This is a genomic window from Bryocella sp., from assembly GCF_058498515.1.
Map to the genome: position 1 here is coordinate 1 of NZ_JBMHYI010000009.1, position 17,799 is coordinate 17,799.

Genomic DNA, 17,799 nt, shown 5'->3' on the forward strand with positions numbered 1-17,799 from the left:
TGATGTCCCACACGGAATGCGCGTTCTTGCGATACTCCACCATCTCTTCCAGTATCCAGCAAGACGCTGAAAGCACACCGCCTAAAGGCGGTGGGTTTAGACCGGGTGATGGAGACTAAAGAAGGTCGTGGAAGAGTTGGATAGAAAACCAGCGCAGGCCGAGCAAACTAAGGCGCACTGACATTTTGCATCTGGTTGGCCAAGGCCGATGGGGACAATAAAGCCTCATCAATCCACCGCCTTCAGGAACAGGTAATAAAACTCCACGCTCTGATAAAACGCCTCCACCCGAATCCGCTCATCCCGCCCATGCGCGCGGTCGTCATCGAAGTCGATCCCCACACCGCCCACGCCATAACTCGGCAACCCCGCCTGCATCGTGTAGATCGAATCGCTCGCGCCCGCGCTCATCACCGGGATCACCGGAATCCCCGGCCACATCTGCTGCGTCACCGCCCGCAGAGGCCCAAACACATCCTCGCGCGGAGCCGGAGGAGGCAGACTGCTCCGCCCCGGAGCCTTCGCCGAGATCTCGCCACCATCCGACATGTACTCCACGGTCAGCTTCGCATCAGCAAACAGCTTGATCAGCTCCAGCCGCACATCCTCCTGCGAATGCCCCGGCAGAATCCTGCAGTTCACGTTCGCCCGCGCCATCTGCGGCAGCGCGTTGGGCGCATCCCCGCCTTCGAGCATCGTCGCCACGCACGTCGTTCGCAGCAGCGCATTGTCCTGCGGGTCAGCCGTAAACGCCTTCACCGCACCGAACCGCATCGGCTGCGCCAGCACCCCGCGAATGCTCGCCGCCCGCGCGGGCGACGCAATCTTCGCCGTCTGCTGGAGCTGCTCCCGCGTCACCGGGTTCAGCTCAATCGGAAACGGCGTCGCCTCCAGTTTGTTCAGCGCATGCGTCAGTTCATAGATCGCATTGTCTGGCCGCGGCTGCGAGCTATGCCCGCCGCGATTCCGCGCCGTGATGCGGAAGTCCGCATACGTCTTCTCCGTCGCCTCGACGTCCATCTCCGTCGCATGCCCATCGCGCAGCTCCACGCCACCCGCATCCGGGTTCAGCACATACTCCGCGCGCATCAGCTCAGGCCTGTTCTTCAGCAGCCAGTCCACACCATTGGACTTGCCACCCTCTTCATCCGCCGTGAACGCCGCAACGATCGTCCGCTTCGGCGTCCATCCCTCGCGCTTCAAGCGGATTAAACTCGCCGCTACATCCACATCGCCCGACTTCATGTCCTGCGTCCCACGCCCGTAGAAGAAACCATCCTTCTCGACCAGCGTGTACGGATCGGTCGTCCAGTCCTCGCGCCGCGCCTCCACCACGTCGATGTGTCCAATGATCAGCACCGGCTTCAACGAAGCATCGCTGCCCGCATAGCGCACCACCAGATTCTGCTTGCGATCATTCGGCCCGGCGAGGATGAGATCCCCATCCGCAAACCCCGCCGACGCAAACCGCGCATGCAGCACCTGCGCCACCGCTGTCACGCTGCCATTCGAATCCTGCGAGTTGATCCCGATCACCTCAGCCAGCATCGCCCGCGAAAGCTCACGATCCTGCGCCGGCAACTTCGGCTGCTGCCCCAGAGATAAACATGCCGGCAGAACCACCGCGGCACCCCACACCAACGAACGCATCGAAACCATAGACCTCGCCACACTCGGAAACTCTCCCAAGAGTACGCGAAGGTCTACTGCCGTTGCAGCGTCCCGCCGTACGCCCCGGCGCAGGGTCCGGAAGGAACCACCATAGACACATGCTGCAACGTTGACTCGTCGGAGTGTACAAAGCTGCCGTTGAGCAGGACCTCCGAGCCATCGTTCATGGTGAACGTGGACACCTCCAGGTAGCCCCCGATCTGGCTATTCGGGTTGCTCTGCATGGCTCCAGAACTGAAACAGGAAATCCCGCTGACCTGCAACTCGCCGCTAAGCGGGAGGTAGTACCCCGGTTCGGTGGCGTGCTGATACACCGCTGTCTTACCCTCGACCACACGCATCGTGACGCTCGCCGATCCCGTGAGGCCGTTCGTCTGCCCCAGCGTTCCCACGTAGGTAGCATTCAGCGGTCCCATCCTCGTCGCGGTAAAGCTCCCACTTGCCGTCATCCCACAAGCGGCAGACGAGGCCGGCTTCATCAGCGAGTAGCTCCCCTGCCATCCAGAACTCCCCCAGGTAGGGACGTGGCCACGAATCTCCACAGCCTCTCCGTTAGGCCCCTGAAGCGGAGAAGGCACCTGCAGATCGAAACTTCCATCCGCCGCGACCGTCCCGTCCACGTCGAATGACCCACCCCCCGTACCAAACAAACCCACAGCTGGAGTGCAACTAAAAGAGACTAGGCCGTATCCGTGGACCGCAGTGCCGTTGATGGACAACGCGAAAGAAATAGCGGGCGTACCGCCGCTAAGACCGTCGCCCACAAGATTCCAGTTACCCTCGAGAGGCGTCGCGAGCGCCGGCGCAGGAAACTTGATGTCCGACCCGCATCCCAACAGCCCTGCCGCAATCACCGCCGCCAGCGCGTTACCTAGGCGCAGCCACATCCTTCTCATCCCGTCGACCCACCTTGCTCTGCGAATGAGAAGGATTGTACGCAACCCTCAAGCCTCGAACATCAATGGGCGCAACTGCGCTATCGAAACCTACAGATTAGCTGCGTGCTGCCGTGTCGTAATTCAAATTCGGCCCCAGCCACCGCTCGACCTCGTCCACGCTCATCCCCTTGCGAGCCGCATAATCTTCCACCTGGTCGCGATCGATCTTTCCCAGCGCAAAGTACCGCGACGCCGGATGCGCAAAGTACAGCCCACTCACGCTCGATCCCGGCCACATCGCGAAGTTCTCCGTCAGCCGCATGCCCGTGGCCTTCTCCACATCCAGCAGCTTCCAGATCGTGCCCTTCTCCGTATGGTCAGGACAAGCCGGATACCCCGGCGCCGGACGAATCCCGCGATAGCCCTCCTGGATCAGTAGTTCCGGCGTCAGGTTCTCCGTCAGCCCATAGCCCCACTGATCGCGCGCCCGCTTGTGCAGGCACTCCGCAAACGCCTCGGCCAGACGATCCGCAATCGCCTCCGCCATGATCGCCGAGTAATCATCGTTCGCCGCCTTGAACCGCTCCACCACCTCGCCCAACCCAATGCCGCTCGTCACCGCAAATGCACCAATACTGTCCGCAAGCCCTGTCTCGACCGGAGCAACAAAGTCCGCGATATTGCGGCACGGCTCCGAGCCTTCGCGATGCACCTGCTGCCGCAATCCATGCAGCCGCGCAATCTCTTTGCTGCGAGCCTCGTCCGCGTACAGCGCAATGTCATCCCCCACCGCGTTCGCGCGGAAGAATCCATACACCCCACGCGCTGTAATCAACTTGCCCTCGACGATGCGCTTGAGCATCGCCTTGCCATCCTCGAACAGTGCGCGAGCATGCTTCGCCTGCTCCTCCTGCTCCGGCTTCTCCGCCTTCAAAATGCGCGGATAGATCCCCTTCATCCCCCACGTGTGGAAGAACGGCGACCAGTCGATAAACTCCTGCAGCGTCGAGAGCGGAAAATCCTCCAACGTGTGCACGCCGAAGAACTCCGGCTTCGCAATATCCTCGTCACGCCACTCGATCTTCGTCCGCCGCGCCCGTGCCTGGGCCAGCGGCAACGCCTTCGCGTTCGGCGCAGAGTGCGACGTCCTGATCGCTTCATAATCCGCACGATGCGACGCCTCGAAGTCGCTGCGCCCATCTTCGCTCAACAGGCTCGTCGTTACCGGCACAGCACGGCTCGCATCCAGCACATGCACCACCGGCTGCGAATAATGCGGCGCAATCTTAATCGCCGTATGCGCCCGGCTCGTCGTCGCGCCACCAATCAGCAGAGGAAGCTTAAAGCCCTGCCGCTCCATCTCCCTCGCCACATGCACCATCTCATCCAGCGACGGCGTAATGAGGCCGCTCAACCCAATGATGTCCGCGCGAACTTCCTTCGCGCGCGCGAGGATCTTCTCCGCGGGAACCATCACGCCCATGTCGATCACTTCGTAGTTATTGCACGCCAGCACCACGCCCACAATGTTCTTGCCGATGTCATGCACATCGCCCTTCACCGTCGCCAGCACAATCTTGCCCTGCGCTTTAACCTCTTCGCCCGCCGCAATCATCGCGGCCTTCTCCGCCTCCATGAACGGAAACAGATACGCGACCGCCTTCTTCATCACCCGCGCGCTCTTCACCACCTGCGGAAGAAACATCTTTCCCGCGCCGAACAGATCGCCCACCACACCCATGCCCGCCATCAACGGTCCTTCAATCACCAGCAGCGGCCGCCCCAGCTTCGCGCGAGCCTCTTCCGTATCCAGCTCGATGTACGCGTCGATGCCCTTCACCAGCGCATGGCTCAACCGCTCCTCAACCGTCCCACTTCGCCACGCTTCGTCCTTCGCTTGGCCCTTGGCCCTCGACCCTTGGCCCTGCTCTTCGGCCTTCAGCGCCTCGCCAAAGTCGACCAGCTTCTCCGTCGCATCGGGGCGTCGATTGAGCAGCACATCCTCAACCAGCACCTTCAGCTCAGGATCGATCTCCTCATACACCTCGAGCATGCCCGCATTGACGATGCCCATATCCATGCCCGCACCGATGGCATGGAAGAGGAACGCCGAGTGCATCGCCTCGCGCACTTTATTGTTGCCGCGGAAGCTGAAGCTGATGTTCGAGACACCGCCCGACACCTTCGCATGCGGCAGGTTCTGCTTGATCCAACGCGTCGCGTTGATGAAGTCCACCGCGTAGTTGTTGTGCTCCTCCATCCCCGTCGCCACGGTCAGGATGTTCGGATCGAAGATGATGTCTTCCGGCGGAAATCCAATCTCATCCACGAGGATGCGATACGCCCGCTCGCAGATGCGGATCTTGTCCTCGTACGTGGCAGCCTGGCCCTGCTCGTCGAACGCCATCACCACCACCGCCGCACCATACTTCAGCACCGCGCGAGCATTCGCGCGAAACTTCTCCTCGCCTTCCTTCAGCGAGATCGAGTTGACGATGCCCTTGCCCTGAATGCACTTCAGCCCGGCCTCGATGACCTCCCACTTCGAGGAGTCCACCATGAACGGAACCTTCGCCACATCCGGCTCGCTCGCCAGCAGCTGCAGGAAGCGCGTCATCGCGGCCACGCCGTCGATCATGCCCTCATCCATGCAGATGTCGATGACGTTCGCCCCGTTCTCCACCTGCTGCACCGCAACGCTGACAGCCTCTTCGTACTTGCCTTCCTTGATCAGCTTCGCAAACTTCGGCGAGCCCGCAACGTTCGTCCGCTCGCCGATCATCATGTAGACGCCCAGCTGCTGCACGAACGGCTGCGACCCCGAAAGCCGCAACGGCTTGATCGCGGTCGCTACGTCGCTGCCATTGCCGTTGTCTTTCTGGTTGTCATCCCCGTAGGGGATCTGCTGTTCGTCTTCCCTCAAGCCGCCACCTCAATCAACGCCGCCCCATACCGCCGCGGAGCCACACCCTCCAACGCCTTCGCAATCGCCGCAATATGGTCCGGAGTATTGCCACAGCATCCGCCGGCAATGTTCACGATGCCCTCGCGCCCAAACTCGCCCAGCAACCGCCCCATGTCCTCAGGCAGCAGATCGAAGCCCGTAGGCGCCAGCGGATTCGGCAACCCCGCATTCGGATAGCAGCTCACCGCAGCCCCGGCCTTCGCCGCCAGCTCGGCGAGAAACGGATGCATCAGGTCCGGCCCCAGCGAGCAGTTCAGCCCCACCGACATCGGCCGCGCCTGCGCCACTGCCGTCCACATCGCCTCGACAGTCTGCGCAGAGATCATCGTCTCGCCGCCACGTCCCACCGCCGCGCTGATCTGGATCGGCAACTCTTTCCCAGCGGCAGTAAGGCCATCCTCTTCGAACACCTCACGAATCGCCACCAGCGCCGCCTTCGCATTCAGCGAATCAAAGATCGTCTCCACCAGCAGCGTGTCGACGCCGCCAGCAATCAGCGCCCGCACCTCCTGCTTGTACGCATACTTCACCTGGTCAAATGTCACCACGCGAAACCCCGGATCATCCGCATCCGGCGAGTTCGACAGCGACACCGTCAGCGGCCCAATGGCCCCAGCCACAAACCGCTGCCGCCCCGTGTCATTGCCCACGCGATCCGCCCATTCCCGGCACTGCCGCGCACTCGTCTCGTTGATCTCCCACGCCAGGTCGCCCAGCGCCTTATCCTCGATGATCTTCTGATAGAACTCAGGATCCTTGCGGCCACCATGCTCACGCGGGTCGTCGACGAAGAACTCGCTCTGCGAGATCGTCGTCGCTCCAAACGTATTCGTCTCGATGATGTCCGCACCGGCCTCGAGAAAGCGCCGATGGATATCGCCAATCATCTCCGGCTGCGTCAGCGAGAAGATATCGCCGTTGTTCAGCATGTCCTTCGGCGCGTGGCGGAACCGCTCACCGCGGATGTCGGCCTCGGTCATGCCATAGGTGCGAATCGTCGTGCCCATCGCGCCATCGATGATCACGATGCGCTCTTCCATCAACTTCTCGAGCGGGTGCTTCGCCTGTCTCTTCATCGCAATGCCCATCCTTTCAGCTTATCGTGCCGGGTCCGGGTACCCATGTCTCGCTCAGATCGAAGCCCCCACTCATTCCTGGCTCCAGCCCGCGTAGCGGGCGTCCTCGATACCTCGCACCTCTACAGCAAACCACCTGGGCACCCATATCTCGGAGAGATGAGGGTGCGCACGATGTGACTCAGAAAACGCTCACCCCTGGGCCCTGACCCCCGAGCCCTAGTTCTTCGGTCGTATCAGCGTCATCCCAGCCTCGGGGTCGAACTCCTTGTGCAGCCCCTTGGGATACTCCGTCACCAGCACCTCGAGCGTCGGCTTCGTGAAGGCCTCGATCAGATGCCCTCCCGTCACCGACCCATCCTGATGCGCGACGGTGAGGTGAAGATGCACACTCGGCTTGCCGTTCAGTTCCGCAATATCCCCCACCATCGACGTCACCTCAACCTGGTCGTTCACCACGATCGGCTTGTACGCCTTCTTCTCGAGGTCGAGCCAGCCCAGCGTCGCATGACTGATCGCGCCGATCCCCGTGATCCGCGCCGCGGCGATGTGCTGCTGCTCCGCAAACTCGGTGATGCCCGCAAGCAACTCATCGCCAGTAAGAAAGATCACCGCGAACGTCCGCTCACCGTTCGCCTCACTCACCAGCTGCCACGTCATCCGCGGAGCCTTGCCATGCTCCAGCTTCCGCACCGTAGCAATATAGCCCGGAGGCACGGTTGCGGAGTTCGCCGCCGCCGGAGCCTGCGACCCACCGTGCATCGCCACCGCGCCCATCGCTCCTGCAAGAACAACCGCCGTGATCACTCGACGCATAGCATCTCTCCTCTTCCATTCTTCACGCTAGCCACAAGGAAAACGGCGAGCACAAGGCTCGCCGTCAGTCGTACTGGACCCTTGGCCCTGAACCCTTGGCCCTGTCCTTACGCGAGCACTTCCGCCTGCTCTTTGTCCGAACCCGGAAGACCAGCCGAAACAGGCACCAGCAGGTCTTCCTTGCGCATCACCATGCCGGTCGCATTCAGGCTGGCCAGCTCGAACCCATGCCCATGCGTGATCGCATCGGTAGGACAAGCCTCCACGCAATAGCCGCAGAAGATGCACCGGTTGTAGTCGATGTTGTAGACCTGCGCATAGCGCTCGGCCGAGCTGATGCGCTTCTCTTCGGTGTTGTCCGCGGCCTCGATGTAGATGCAGTTGGCCGGACACGCCGCGGCGCACAGGAAGCACGCCACGCACTTCTCCAGGCCGTTCTCATCGCGCTGCAGCTGGTGCTTACCGCGGAAACGCTCCTGCAGCTTGGCGCCGCGCAGCGGGCCCTTACCGTCGGGGTAGTTCTCGACCTCGGTCGGCTGAAAGCCCTCGCGAAGCGTAATGCTCATCCCCTGCGCGATCGCGGCAATGTTGCGGACAATGGACATGGAAACAGTATAAGCCAGCGCTATACTCGGCTCCATGAAGAAAGCTCTGCTCGCCTCGGAGTACCCTAGCCGCATGAAGCTTCGCGCCCTCGCCGCCACCTTCTTCCTCGGCGCCCTGACCCTCGCCGCCCAGCCCGTCGGCCAGGCCGCCACGTCCCCCCAGCACGGCGACGACGCGATGCCCATGAAGCCGCCTGTGCCCGCCTCGAAGTCCCTCACCGTCACCTTCGAGGGCCACACCACCACCTTCTCCGTCGAAGACCTGATGAAGATGAAGCCCGTCACCGTGCACGTCAAGAACGAGCACCGCGGCGGCATCGACGAGAGCTACACCGGACCGCTGCTCTCCGATGTCCTCGCCGCCGCCGGTCTCAAAGCCTCGCGCGAGACCCAGCCCCTCATCCTGCACTCATCCATCGTCGCCACCGGCACGGACCACTACTTCGTCCTCTACTCCGCCGCCGAGGTCGAGCCCATGTTCTCCACCGGCCAGGTCATCGTCGCCGTCATGAAGGGCGACATGCTGCCCGACACCGAAGGCGGCGTCATCCAGCTCATCAACTCCGTCGACGCCCGCCCCGCCCGCTGGGTCCACGGCCTCGCCAACATCAACGTGATGAGCCTCTCACCCACAAACTAGACCGTATCAATCTACGCCGCCTCGATATAGATCGAGATAGATCGAGCGAAAGCATGAGCCTTATGGGAATTTCTCATCCTCAGCGAAGTCGAAAGAACCTGCTGACCGCTGGCTCAGACACGGATTTTCTCCAGTTTCTGCCGATGCGGTTCGACGCCAAACAAATTCCTACCGCGAAGCGCCAACGGCGAAGCCGCCACCCGCGCAGCGGCTAACGCAACGCGCTGCTCCTAGTACGTCCCCGCAAAGATTGCCTTCAGCTTCTGCTTGAGCCCCTGCTCTTCGCTGGCCTTGCGAACCTGCGTGCGATGCGTATACAGCAGCATCCCAATCGCCGACGAGAACTCCGGCTTGGCCAGCTCCGGCGGCATGCGGCTCAGCGGCACGGGATAGCCAATGCGCGCAGGCACGCGCAGCAGGCTCTCCGCGTGGTCCAGCAGCCCAGCAAGGTTCGATCCACCACCGGTAAAGACACAGCCCGCTCCCATGGCTTCGAGCACACCGCCATTGCGCAGGTTGTCGCGCAGCATGCGCAGCAGCTCCAGAGCACGCGGCTCCAGGATCTCCGCGAGGTAGCGCTGGCGCACCATGCGCGCCGGACCGCCACCGGTCGAAAGATCGCCGCCCACCTCAAGCTCATTCAACTGCGGCACGCTCGTCACCACCGCATTGCCGAAGGTCCGCTTCAGGTGCTCAGCCTCCTGCACGCTGATGTGCAGGCCCACCGCAAGGTCATTCGTAAAGTGATCGCCGCCGATCGGCAGCACCGCCGTATGCGCCACCGCGCCTTCGAAGTACACGATCAGCTCGGTCGAAGCCGCACCAATGTCCACCAGGCAGACGCCCAGCTCGCGCTCATCCGCCGAAAGCACAGCCTCCGCCGACGCGATGCCCTCGTAGATGGTGTCGACCACCTCAAGCCCCGCCTTGTTCGCGCAGGTCACCACATTCTGCAGCGCCGAGCCAGAGCACGTCGTCAGGTGCAGGCAGACCTCCAGCCGGTTCCCCACCATGCCGATGGGATCATGGATCGCCGCCTGGTCGTCGAGCAGAAACTGCTGCGGCAGCAGGTGCAGCACCTCGCGGTCCGGCGCGAGGCCAATCGACCGCGCGCGGTCAATCGCCGAGCGCACATCCTCCCGCGTGATCTCCTTCATCCGGCTTCCCATGCTGATGCCGCCCTGCGAGTTCATGCCCCGAATGTGCGGCCCGCCAATGCCCACCACCGCCGACTCGATCGGAGCCTTGCAGGTCTTCTCCGCCGCCAGCGCCGCCAGGTTCACGACATCCGCCGCCGGGCCCAGGTCCGAGATCACGCCCCGCCGCATCCCGCGCGAGTTCTCAATTCCGTGGCCGCGATAGCGCAGCACGCCGTCCAGCAGCTCCGCCACCAACACGGTAGTCTTCGAGCTGCCGACGTCCAGCACGGTAATCAGGTTGTCGCCCTTGCCGTTCATCGCTGGGACCCTCCTGCAGGATGAGCTGCCTTCGGTCTTGGATGCACAACGGGGTGCGCGACAACCGGCGTCTTCTTAATCGGATGTGCTGTTTTGGCGAGCATCGCTGGATGCGCCCCTGCAATCTTTTTCTTCACTGCGGGGCCCTGCGGCTTAGCGATGAAAGCGCTGGGCTTCGCTGAGGAAGCGTTGGGCCTTGCTGGCGATGTACCCGTTTTCGCTGCGAGCGCAGGTCCCGCGGGCTTCTTTAGTGCGGCTGCAGGCTTCGGCACAGCTACGGCCTTCGGCGCAACGGCAGCCCCACTCGCTGCCAACGCCGCCGCGGCAGCCTCCGCCGCGCTGGGTCCGGTAGCCGTAACCGCAGCCGGCGCAGCCGCCGTGCCCGAGTTCAACACGATCTGGCTGTAGTACCGCATGTCCGCCGAGACCAGCTTCGGATACGCCTGCCGCCACTCCGGCAGGTGCTGCTCGAAGGTCTGGTAACGCTCCAGGAAGTTCTCATCCCCAAAGTGCACCAGGATGTCCGACCCGTCGCGCGCGACCACCGCCTTCACATCCTCCGGGTCCGTCACGTCGACCTCGCTCAGGTTGTCGGTCACCTGCTCGCCGCCCACCGCCATCGCCTTCATAAACGCCGAGTACAGCTCCATCCGCGCCTTGCGCGTGGAAAGCGGATCGGCCGCGCTGATCCCGGTCAGCACCGGGAACGAGTATTGCGGGTCGCCCGCCGCGTCGCCCGGCATATCCAGCAGGATGCCCGTAGCATCGACCAGCCCGATCTGCGACCCCTGCCGCACAAACGCCACCGGCGTCCGCTCCACCACCGACACTCGCAGGTGGTTGGGCAGCAGCCGCATCACGGTCGCGTGCTGCACCCAGGGCAGGCGCTCCAGGTCGGCCTCGCGCTCAGCCAGGGACATGTGGAAGATGTTGCGATCAAGGTCGTTCGCGAAGACGCTGAGCGCCTGCGCCCGCGTCAGTTGATGGTTTCCCAGGATCTCGATCTCGTCCGAACCAGCTAGCAGAAAGCGATCGTTATGAACGAGATACTGCCGCACCACCAGGCCGACCGCCCCGAGCGTCCCCAGCACCAGGACCAGAGCCCCACCCGCAACCAGACGGCCGCCAAACGTCTTGGGCAGGCCGCGAAAGCGAACCCGCAACCCCTTCGACCCTCTGGATCCCTTTGCTCCGCTGGAACGGCGCGAAGGCGCAGCGCGCTCCTCCGCCGCCAAACGTGCATCATCGTCCTCGGCGTCGTAGCCGCGCCGCAGCGAGCCGGCAGGCGCCGGGCGTGAGTAGGCATCGCCAGAGGAATACCCATCCTCCGGCGCCTCCAGCACCGCAGCGGTCGAGCCGCGCTTGGTTCCAATCTTCATGCCCGCTGAGCCCAGAGCCAGGCCGCGGAAGAATCGCCAGAATTGAACATAGCAGGCGGGATGCGCCCCGAGGCCCGCGAGTTTGCCGCAGGTATCGAGCGAGGAAACGGAAAATGACGCTTCGCACTTTCTCAGGCCTTCGCTTGCATCGACAGAGTCCGCACCACCCAAAGAAGTGTCATTTCGACCGGAGCGGGGCAGCTTCATCGTCCCGCGTAGTGGAGAAACCTGCTTCCTTGCCGGCATCGGAAGACAGCAGATCCCTCGACTTCGCTCGGGATGACACAAGGGACAACGGAAAACCGGCCCCCGGTTGGTGCCCACCCTCCTGAATCCCCATCCCGCCCCCGCGAATCTACAATGGAACGAACGGAACCCAGGAGCCGGCCCCGATGAAACTCACCCGCTATACGAAGTTCACCGGCGATCTCTCCACGAGCTTCGACCTCGACGACCTGCTTTCCCAGCTCGGAGACTTCCTCCTCGACTCCGGCTTCTACGATCCCTTCTCCCCCTACGCCAACATGGACGACTCCATGGAGAGCCTCCGCGAGGCCATCCGCCAGGCGCTCGACTCCGGCGAGCTGCTCGACGAGGACGGCCAGCAGAAGTACGAGGAGATGGAAGAGCCCCAGGTCGAAGAACTCATCGACAAGATCATCCAGCGCATGAAGGCCGAGCAATACCTCAACGCCGAACAGCCCTCCGAGGGCCAGGGCGAACAGGGCGACGGCGAGGGCGAGACCCGCTTCGAAGTCACCGACAAGGCCATGGACTTCCTCGGCTACAAGGCCCTGCGCGACCTCCTCGGCCCGCTGGGCAAAAGCTCACTCGGCCGCCACGACACGCGCCACGAAGCCGCCGGCGTCGAGACCAACGGCAGCTCCAAGCCCTACGAGTTCGGCGACACGCTGAACCTCGACATCACCACCACGCTCGGCAACGTCTTCGCTCGCGAAGGCGCGCCCGATGGCTCAGGCATCCTCAACCTCGAGTACTCCGACCTCCATGTCCAGCAGTCCGACTACCAGAGCTCCTGCGCCACCGTCGTGCTGCTCGACTGCTCGCACTCCATGATCCTCTACGGCGAAGACCGCTTCACCCCGGCCAAGCGCGTGGCCATGGCCCTCGCCCACCTCATCCGCACCCAGTTCCCCGGCGACTCGCTCTCGCTGGTCCTCTTCCACGACTCCGCCGAGGAGATCCCCATCTCGCAGCTGCCGCGCGTCAAGGTAGGCCCGCACTACACGAATACTCGTGAGGGACTGAGAGTAGCTCAGCGCATCCTGCGCGGCTCCGGCAAGGACATGAAGCAGATCGTCATGATCACCGACGGCAAGCCCTCGGCGCTCACCCTCGAAGACGGCCGCATCTATAAGAACGCCTTCGGCCTTGACCCCCTGGTCATCTCCGAGACCCTCGAAGAGGTCGGCCGCTGCAAGCGCTCCGGCATCATGATCAACACCTTCATGCTAGCCCAGGACTACGCTCTGGTGCAGTTCGTGCAGCAGGTCAGCGCCATGTGCCGCGGCAAGGCCTACTTCACCACGCCCGAAACCCTCGGCAACTACCTCCTGATGGACTTCATGAGCCGCCGGACGAAGCACATCAATTAGTGAAGCTCTGATTGAGCAACGAAACTCTGATGAAGCAGTAAAGCTCTGATGAAGCAGTGAGCTCTAGCGAAGTCGTGTTTTGTTAAGGCCGTAAAGCAGTTGCAATCAGGTTGGCTCCGAGGCGTCACCTAAGGAGCATTAGGCTGGCTCATGACACTACGACAGATATCGTCGGCAACGAAAGACTCTCCTTCACGAGCGTCACTTTGAAAAGTTTCCGCAGCGAAACTTTTGCTTATCTCGTGTGTCAGATTTCGGCGGAAGTTGAATTCTTCATGGAGGTGACAGGCCATGAATGCACTGTCGAAATTGAATCATTTGAAATACTCCGCAACTCAAGTAAACCCATTAGGCTGGCTCAAGAAGCTCCTGCCATACGTGCTTCTCATTTTGGGAGTTTCCCCCATTGCGTTGGCGCAGGCGGTACCGTTGAGTCCACCGCAACTGGATCAGCTGGTCTCGCGGATTGCTCTGTACCCTGATCCATTACTTGCCCAAACACTGACCGCGTCGACGTTCTGGGGCGAAATTCCCGAGGCCGCAACGTGGGCCGACCAGCATACCTATCTCACGGGAGACGCGCTGGCTCACGCCATCCAGGACGATCACCTCGCGTGGGACCCGAGCGTATTGGGGCTTCTACCGTTTCCCTCCGTGCTCGACATGATGGCGCGTGATCCAGCATGGACCGAGCAGCTCGGCAACGCCGTCCTTACCCAACGCCCCGAAGTGATGGACGCTGTGCAAAGGATGCGCCGCGAGGCACGGAACTATGGCTACCTGGTTCCGAATGGTTATGTGAACGTGATCGATACGGGCGGCTACATTGAAATCCTGCCGCTGACCCCCGGTCTGTTCTACGTCCCTTACTATGACCCGGTCGTCGTCTTCGCCCACCCACGGCCCGGTTTCGTGGTCGGCACAGCCATCCGGTTCGGACCCGCGGTGACGATCTCCGCCACGTTCGGGACATGGGGCTGGTGGACCGGTCCAGCATTCTTCTGGCCCGCGCATACCATCGTCATCGGTGGACACCCCTGGGAGCGTGTCTGGGGAAACCGCGTCACCTACATTCACCCCTATCCGCGCCCCTGGGTCCGCCCGGTTGGACCGCGGGTTGAGATGCACCGCCGGTAAGCTGCATATAATCTGCAATTTATGACCTTGAAGGGCCTGCCGAGTATGGGCAGGCCCCTTTGCTATTGGCTGGCGAGTTCCACCTCTAAATATGAGCGTATTTCAATCACCTTTTATGCAACCTTTTTGGCAGACTTGCGTCATAATGTGCGTGAGGGGCTTCCCCTCGCAGACCATTGAGGAAGTGATAAGGAGAGTGCTATGACCACGATGACTCGATTTGTTCCGTTCCGTACCGCGATGAGCGATGTGGCGGTGTTGCGGTGTTGCAGAACCGTTTGAACTCGATCTTCAGTGATTTTGCGCGGCCGGAGGCCGGCTCGCAGGAGTCACTTGCGCTGGGGAACTTTGTTCCGGCGGTCGATATCTACGAGGATGAGCAGAAGCTGGTGCTGAAGCTCGAGGTTCCGGGCATTAAGCAGGACGATATCGATGTGCGGCTGGAGAACCAGACGCTGACCGTTCGGGGTGAGCGGAAGTTCGAGGCCGAGGAGAAGGAAGAGAACTTCCACCGGATTGAGCGGCGGTTTGGCTCGTTTGTGCGGAGCTTTACGCTGCCTGTGTCGGTTGATACAGCTTCGGTGTCGGCGAAGTACGAGAATGGGGTTCTGGCGATTCAGCTTGCCAAGAAAGAAGCCGCCAAGCCGCGGCAGGTGAAGATCGAAGTGGGCTCCGGTGCTACGGAGAGTCAACCGAAGCAGGTCGAAGGGGCCACGAAGTAAGGACGTTGGTAGGTGATCTGAAACCGGGAGGTCACGCAGGCGTGATCTCTCGGTTTTGTTTTAGGGAATGGTAAGGCATGTGCGCCCTTGTCGCGGGCGGCGACCACTTCGTGGGGTTTTGGGCCGCTGCGCGCTGTGTGTGTGGAGAGGTAAGGATCAATGGCTATTCGTTGGGAAAAGTTGACGGTCAAGTCGCAGGAGGCGGTGCAGGCCGCAGCCTCGCAGGCCGCGGAGTATGGCAATCCGGAGGTGCTGCCGGTGCACCTGATGCGGGCGCTGCTCGAAGACCGCGAGGGTGTGGTGCTGCCGGTGCTCGAGAAGGTGGGGGTGCCGGTGGAGCAGATGCTTACCGGGTTGAACTCGGCCATTGAGAAGCTGCCGAAGGTGCAGGGCGGCGCGCAGCCCGGGATGTCGGCTGCACTGAACAAAGTTCTGGAGCAGGCGTTCAAGGAAGCGGAGAACTTCAAGGACGAGTATGTCTCGACCGAGCACCTGCTGCTGGCGCTGGCCGAGGAGCGCAATGGCGCGGTGCAGGGTGCGCTGAAGGCGTTCGGCGCGACGCATGACTCGATTTTGAAGGCGTTGTCTGCGGTTCGCGGGTCTTCGCGCGTGACGGATCAGACGCCCGAGGGCAAGTTCCAGGCGCTCGAAAAGTACGCGAAGGATCTGACGGAGCTGGCGCGGCGGGGCAAGCTTGACCCGGTGATCGGGCGAGACGAGGAGATTCGGCGGGTGGTGCAGGTGTTGAGCCGCCGGACGAAGAACAACCCTGTGCTGATTGGCGAGCCGGGCGTGGGGAAGACGGCGATCGTTGAGGGGCTGGCGCGTCGCGTTGTCTCGGGCGATGTGCCGGAGAGTCTGAAGGAGAAGCGCGTCGTGGCGCTTGATCTGGCGAGCATGATCGCCGGGGCGAAGTTCCGCGGGGAGTTTGAGGAGCGGCTGAAGGCTGTGCTCAAGGAGATCGAGGAGTCGAACGGCGAGGTGATTCTCTTCATCGACGAACTGCATACGCTGGTGGGCGCGGGTGCGTCCGAGGGCGCGATGGATGCTTCGAACATGCTGAAGCCGGCGCTGGCGCGTGGCGGGCTGCGTGCGATCGGGGCGACGACGCTGAATGAGTATCGCAAGTACATCGAGAAGGATGCGGCGCTCGAGCGGCGGTTCCAGATCGTCTATGTGGGCGAGCCGAATGTTGAAGATACCGTAGCGATTCTGCGTGGGTTGAAGGAGCGGTACGAGTCTCACCACAAGATTCGCATCAAGGATTCGGCGATTGTGGCGGCGGCGACGTTGTCGCACCGCTATATCTCGGACCGTTTCCTGCCAGATAAGGCGATTGACCTGGTGGATGAGGCGGCGGCTGCGCTGGCGATCCAGATTGGGTCGGTGCCGGTGGAGATCGACGACCTGGAGCGCAGGGCGACCTCGCTTGAGATCGAGCGCGCGGCGTTGAAGCGGGAGACGGATTCGGCTTCGAAGGAGCGGCTGGAGGAGGTCGAACGCGAGTTGGCCGAGGTGCAGGAGACTTCGAGCGGGCTGCGGGCGCGCTGGCAGACGGAGCGTGGCGCGATCGGCAAGATTGCGGAGTTGAAGGAGACGCTGGAGCGGCTGCGGTTTGAGGCCGGCGAAGAGACGCGCAAGGGCAACCTGCAGCGGGCGGCGGAGCTTCAGTACGGCGAGATTCCGCGGCTGGAGAGCGAGTTGCACACGCTGACGCAGGCGGCTGACGCAGCCGGCGGGGATTCGCGCCGAATGCTGAAGGAAGAGGTCGACGAGGAGGATATCGCGAAGATTGTTTCGCGCTGGACCGGGATTCCCGTGTCGAAGATGCTCGAAGGCGAGGTACAGAAATTGGTGCAGATGGAGGATCGTCTGCGCGAGCGGGTTGTCGGGCAGGATGAGGCGCTTTCGGCGGTGGCGAATGCGATTCGCAGGTCGAGAGCGGGTTTGTCCGATCCGAAGCGGCCGATTGGGTCGTTCATCTTCCTCGGGCCGACGGGCGTTGGAAAGACCGAGACGGCGAGAGCGCTGGCGGAGTTTTTATTCGACGACGAGGCTGCGATGGTGCGGATCGATATGTCCGAGTACATGGAGAAGCATGCTGTGGCTCGGTTGATCGGGGCGCCCCCGGGGTATGTCGGGTATGACGAAGGCGGGCAGCTGACGGAAGCGGTACGTCGCCGGCCGTATGCGGTGATCCTCTTCGATGAGATTGAGAAGGCGCATCCAGATGTGTTCAACGTGCTGCTGCAGGTGCTGGATGACGGGCGTTTGACGGACTCCAAGGGCCGGACGGTGGACTTCAAGAACACGGTGCTGATTATGACCTCGAACGTTGGGGCGCAGGCGCTGACGACGGCGTGGGCGCAGGGTGAAGAGGGGTTTGAAGAGGCGAAGGTACGCGTGATGGAGTCGCTGCGGCAGCAGTTTAGGCCGGAGTTTCTGAATCGCGTGGACGATATCGTGGTGTTCCATCCGCTGGCGGAGGATCAACTGGCGCATATTGTTGACCTACGGCTGAAGGATCTGGAGGCCCTGCTTTCCGACCGGAAGATCACGCTCGACCTGACAGAGGGCGCGCGGAAGGCGATCTTCAAGGCGGGCTACGACCGGGCGTATGGGGCGCGGCCGTTGAAGCGGGCGATCCAGCGCATGGTGCAGGACAAGCTGGCGATGAAGATCCTGGATGGCACGGTGCTGCATGGGGATCGTGTGATCGTGGATGCGGGCAAGGATGGGCTGACGTTTGCGGTGCAGCCGAGGCCGAGCGTCGGGTAGCTGGCTGCGAAGTGCCACCGGCGGAGTCTCCGCTGGTGGCGCTTGCTGTTTAATGGAGG

At 62.4% G+C, this 17,799-nt stretch carries 13 protein-coding genes; 5 read left to right on the forward strand and 8 right to left on the reverse strand.

Going from position 1 to position 17,799, the window contains the following annotated elements:
- Positions 1–228 precede the first annotated feature (228 nt).
- The 6 genes from AC5E6W_RS02535 to nuoI all read right to left on the reverse strand — a co-directional run bounded on the left by AC5E6W_RS02535 (position 229) and on the right by nuoI (position 8,011).
- The gene (locus tag AC5E6W_RS02535) at positions 229–1,659 is read right to left on the reverse strand and encodes a M20/M25/M40 family metallo-hydrolase (RefSeq protein WP_491750683.1); all 1,431 of its coding nucleotides are present in this window, start codon (positions 1,657–1,659) and stop codon (positions 229–231) included.
- Positions 1,660–1,703: 44 nt separating this feature from the next.
- Positions 1,704–2,558, reverse strand: a complete 855-nt coding sequence (locus AC5E6W_RS02540) for a hypothetical protein (protein ID WP_491750684.1) — start codon at positions 2,556–2,558, stop codon at positions 1,704–1,706.
- A 106-nt stretch (positions 2,559–2,664) separates the two neighbouring features.
- Positions 2,665–5,391: a methionine synthase gene (metH, locus tag AC5E6W_RS02545; RefSeq protein WP_491750704.1), complete on the reverse strand. Its 2,727-nt coding sequence runs from the start codon at positions 5,389–5,391 to the stop codon at positions 2,665–2,667.
- Between the two features lie 77 nt (positions 5,392–5,468).
- On the reverse strand, positions 5,469–6,590 hold the full coding sequence (locus AC5E6W_RS02550; RefSeq protein WP_491750685.1) for a homocysteine S-methyltransferase family protein: 1,122 nt from the start codon (positions 6,588–6,590) through the stop codon (positions 5,469–5,471).
- 219 nt (positions 6,591–6,809) lie between these two features.
- Positions 6,810–7,406 (reverse strand): PPC domain-containing DNA-binding protein, encoded by a 597-nt coding sequence (locus tag AC5E6W_RS02555; protein ID WP_491750686.1) that lies wholly within the window; start codon positions 7,404–7,406, stop codon positions 6,810–6,812.
- Between the two features lie 107 nt (positions 7,407–7,513).
- Positions 7,514–8,011 (reverse strand): NADH-quinone oxidoreductase subunit NuoI, encoded by a 498-nt coding sequence (gene nuoI, locus AC5E6W_RS02560; protein ID WP_491750687.1) that lies wholly within the window; start codon positions 8,009–8,011, stop codon positions 7,514–7,516.
- Positions 8,012–8,084: 73 nt separating this feature from the next.
- On the opposite strand from nuoI, the gene AC5E6W_RS02565 reads away from it, so the two are divergent.
- Positions 8,085–8,651, forward strand: a complete 567-nt coding sequence (locus AC5E6W_RS02565; protein WP_491750688.1) for a hypothetical protein — start codon at positions 8,085–8,087, stop codon at positions 8,649–8,651.
- Between the two features lie 230 nt (positions 8,652–8,881).
- On the opposite strand, the gene ftsA is transcribed toward AC5E6W_RS02565, so the two are convergent.
- Complete coding sequence (gene ftsA, locus AC5E6W_RS02570; protein WP_491750689.1) at positions 8,882–10,108, reverse strand: cell division protein FtsA; 1,227 nt, start codon at positions 10,106–10,108, stop codon at positions 8,882–8,884.
- Positions 10,105–11,487, reverse strand: a complete 1,383-nt coding sequence (locus AC5E6W_RS02575) for a cell division protein FtsQ/DivIB (RefSeq protein ID WP_491750690.1) — start codon at positions 11,485–11,487, stop codon at positions 10,105–10,107. Before AC5E6W_RS02575 ends, ftsA begins: the two co-directional genes overlap by 4 nt.
- A 392-nt stretch (positions 11,488–11,879) precedes the next feature.
- Between AC5E6W_RS02575 and AC5E6W_RS02580 the strand changes: the two genes are divergently transcribed.
- From AC5E6W_RS02580 to clpB, 4 genes are all read left to right on the forward strand, one after another.
- Positions 11,880–13,103: a vWA domain-containing protein gene (locus AC5E6W_RS02580; RefSeq protein ID WP_491750691.1), complete on the forward strand. Its 1,224-nt coding sequence runs from the start codon at positions 11,880–11,882 to the stop codon at positions 13,101–13,103.
- A gap of 429 nt (positions 13,104–13,532) precedes the next feature.
- Positions 13,533–14,240 (forward strand): DUF3300 domain-containing protein, encoded by a 708-nt coding sequence (locus AC5E6W_RS02585; protein ID WP_491750692.1) that lies wholly within the window; start codon positions 13,533–13,535, stop codon positions 14,238–14,240.
- A 263-nt stretch (positions 14,241–14,503) separates the two neighbouring features.
- The gene (locus AC5E6W_RS02590) at positions 14,504–14,962 is read left to right on the forward strand and encodes an Hsp20/alpha crystallin family protein (RefSeq protein WP_491750693.1); all 459 of its coding nucleotides are present in this window, start codon (positions 14,504–14,506) and stop codon (positions 14,960–14,962) included.
- Between the two features lie 159 nt (positions 14,963–15,121).
- Positions 15,122–17,740: an ATP-dependent chaperone ClpB gene (gene clpB, locus AC5E6W_RS02595; protein ID WP_491750694.1), complete on the forward strand. Its 2,619-nt coding sequence runs from the start codon at positions 15,122–15,124 to the stop codon at positions 17,738–17,740.
- Positions 17,741–17,799: the final 59 nt, after the last annotated feature.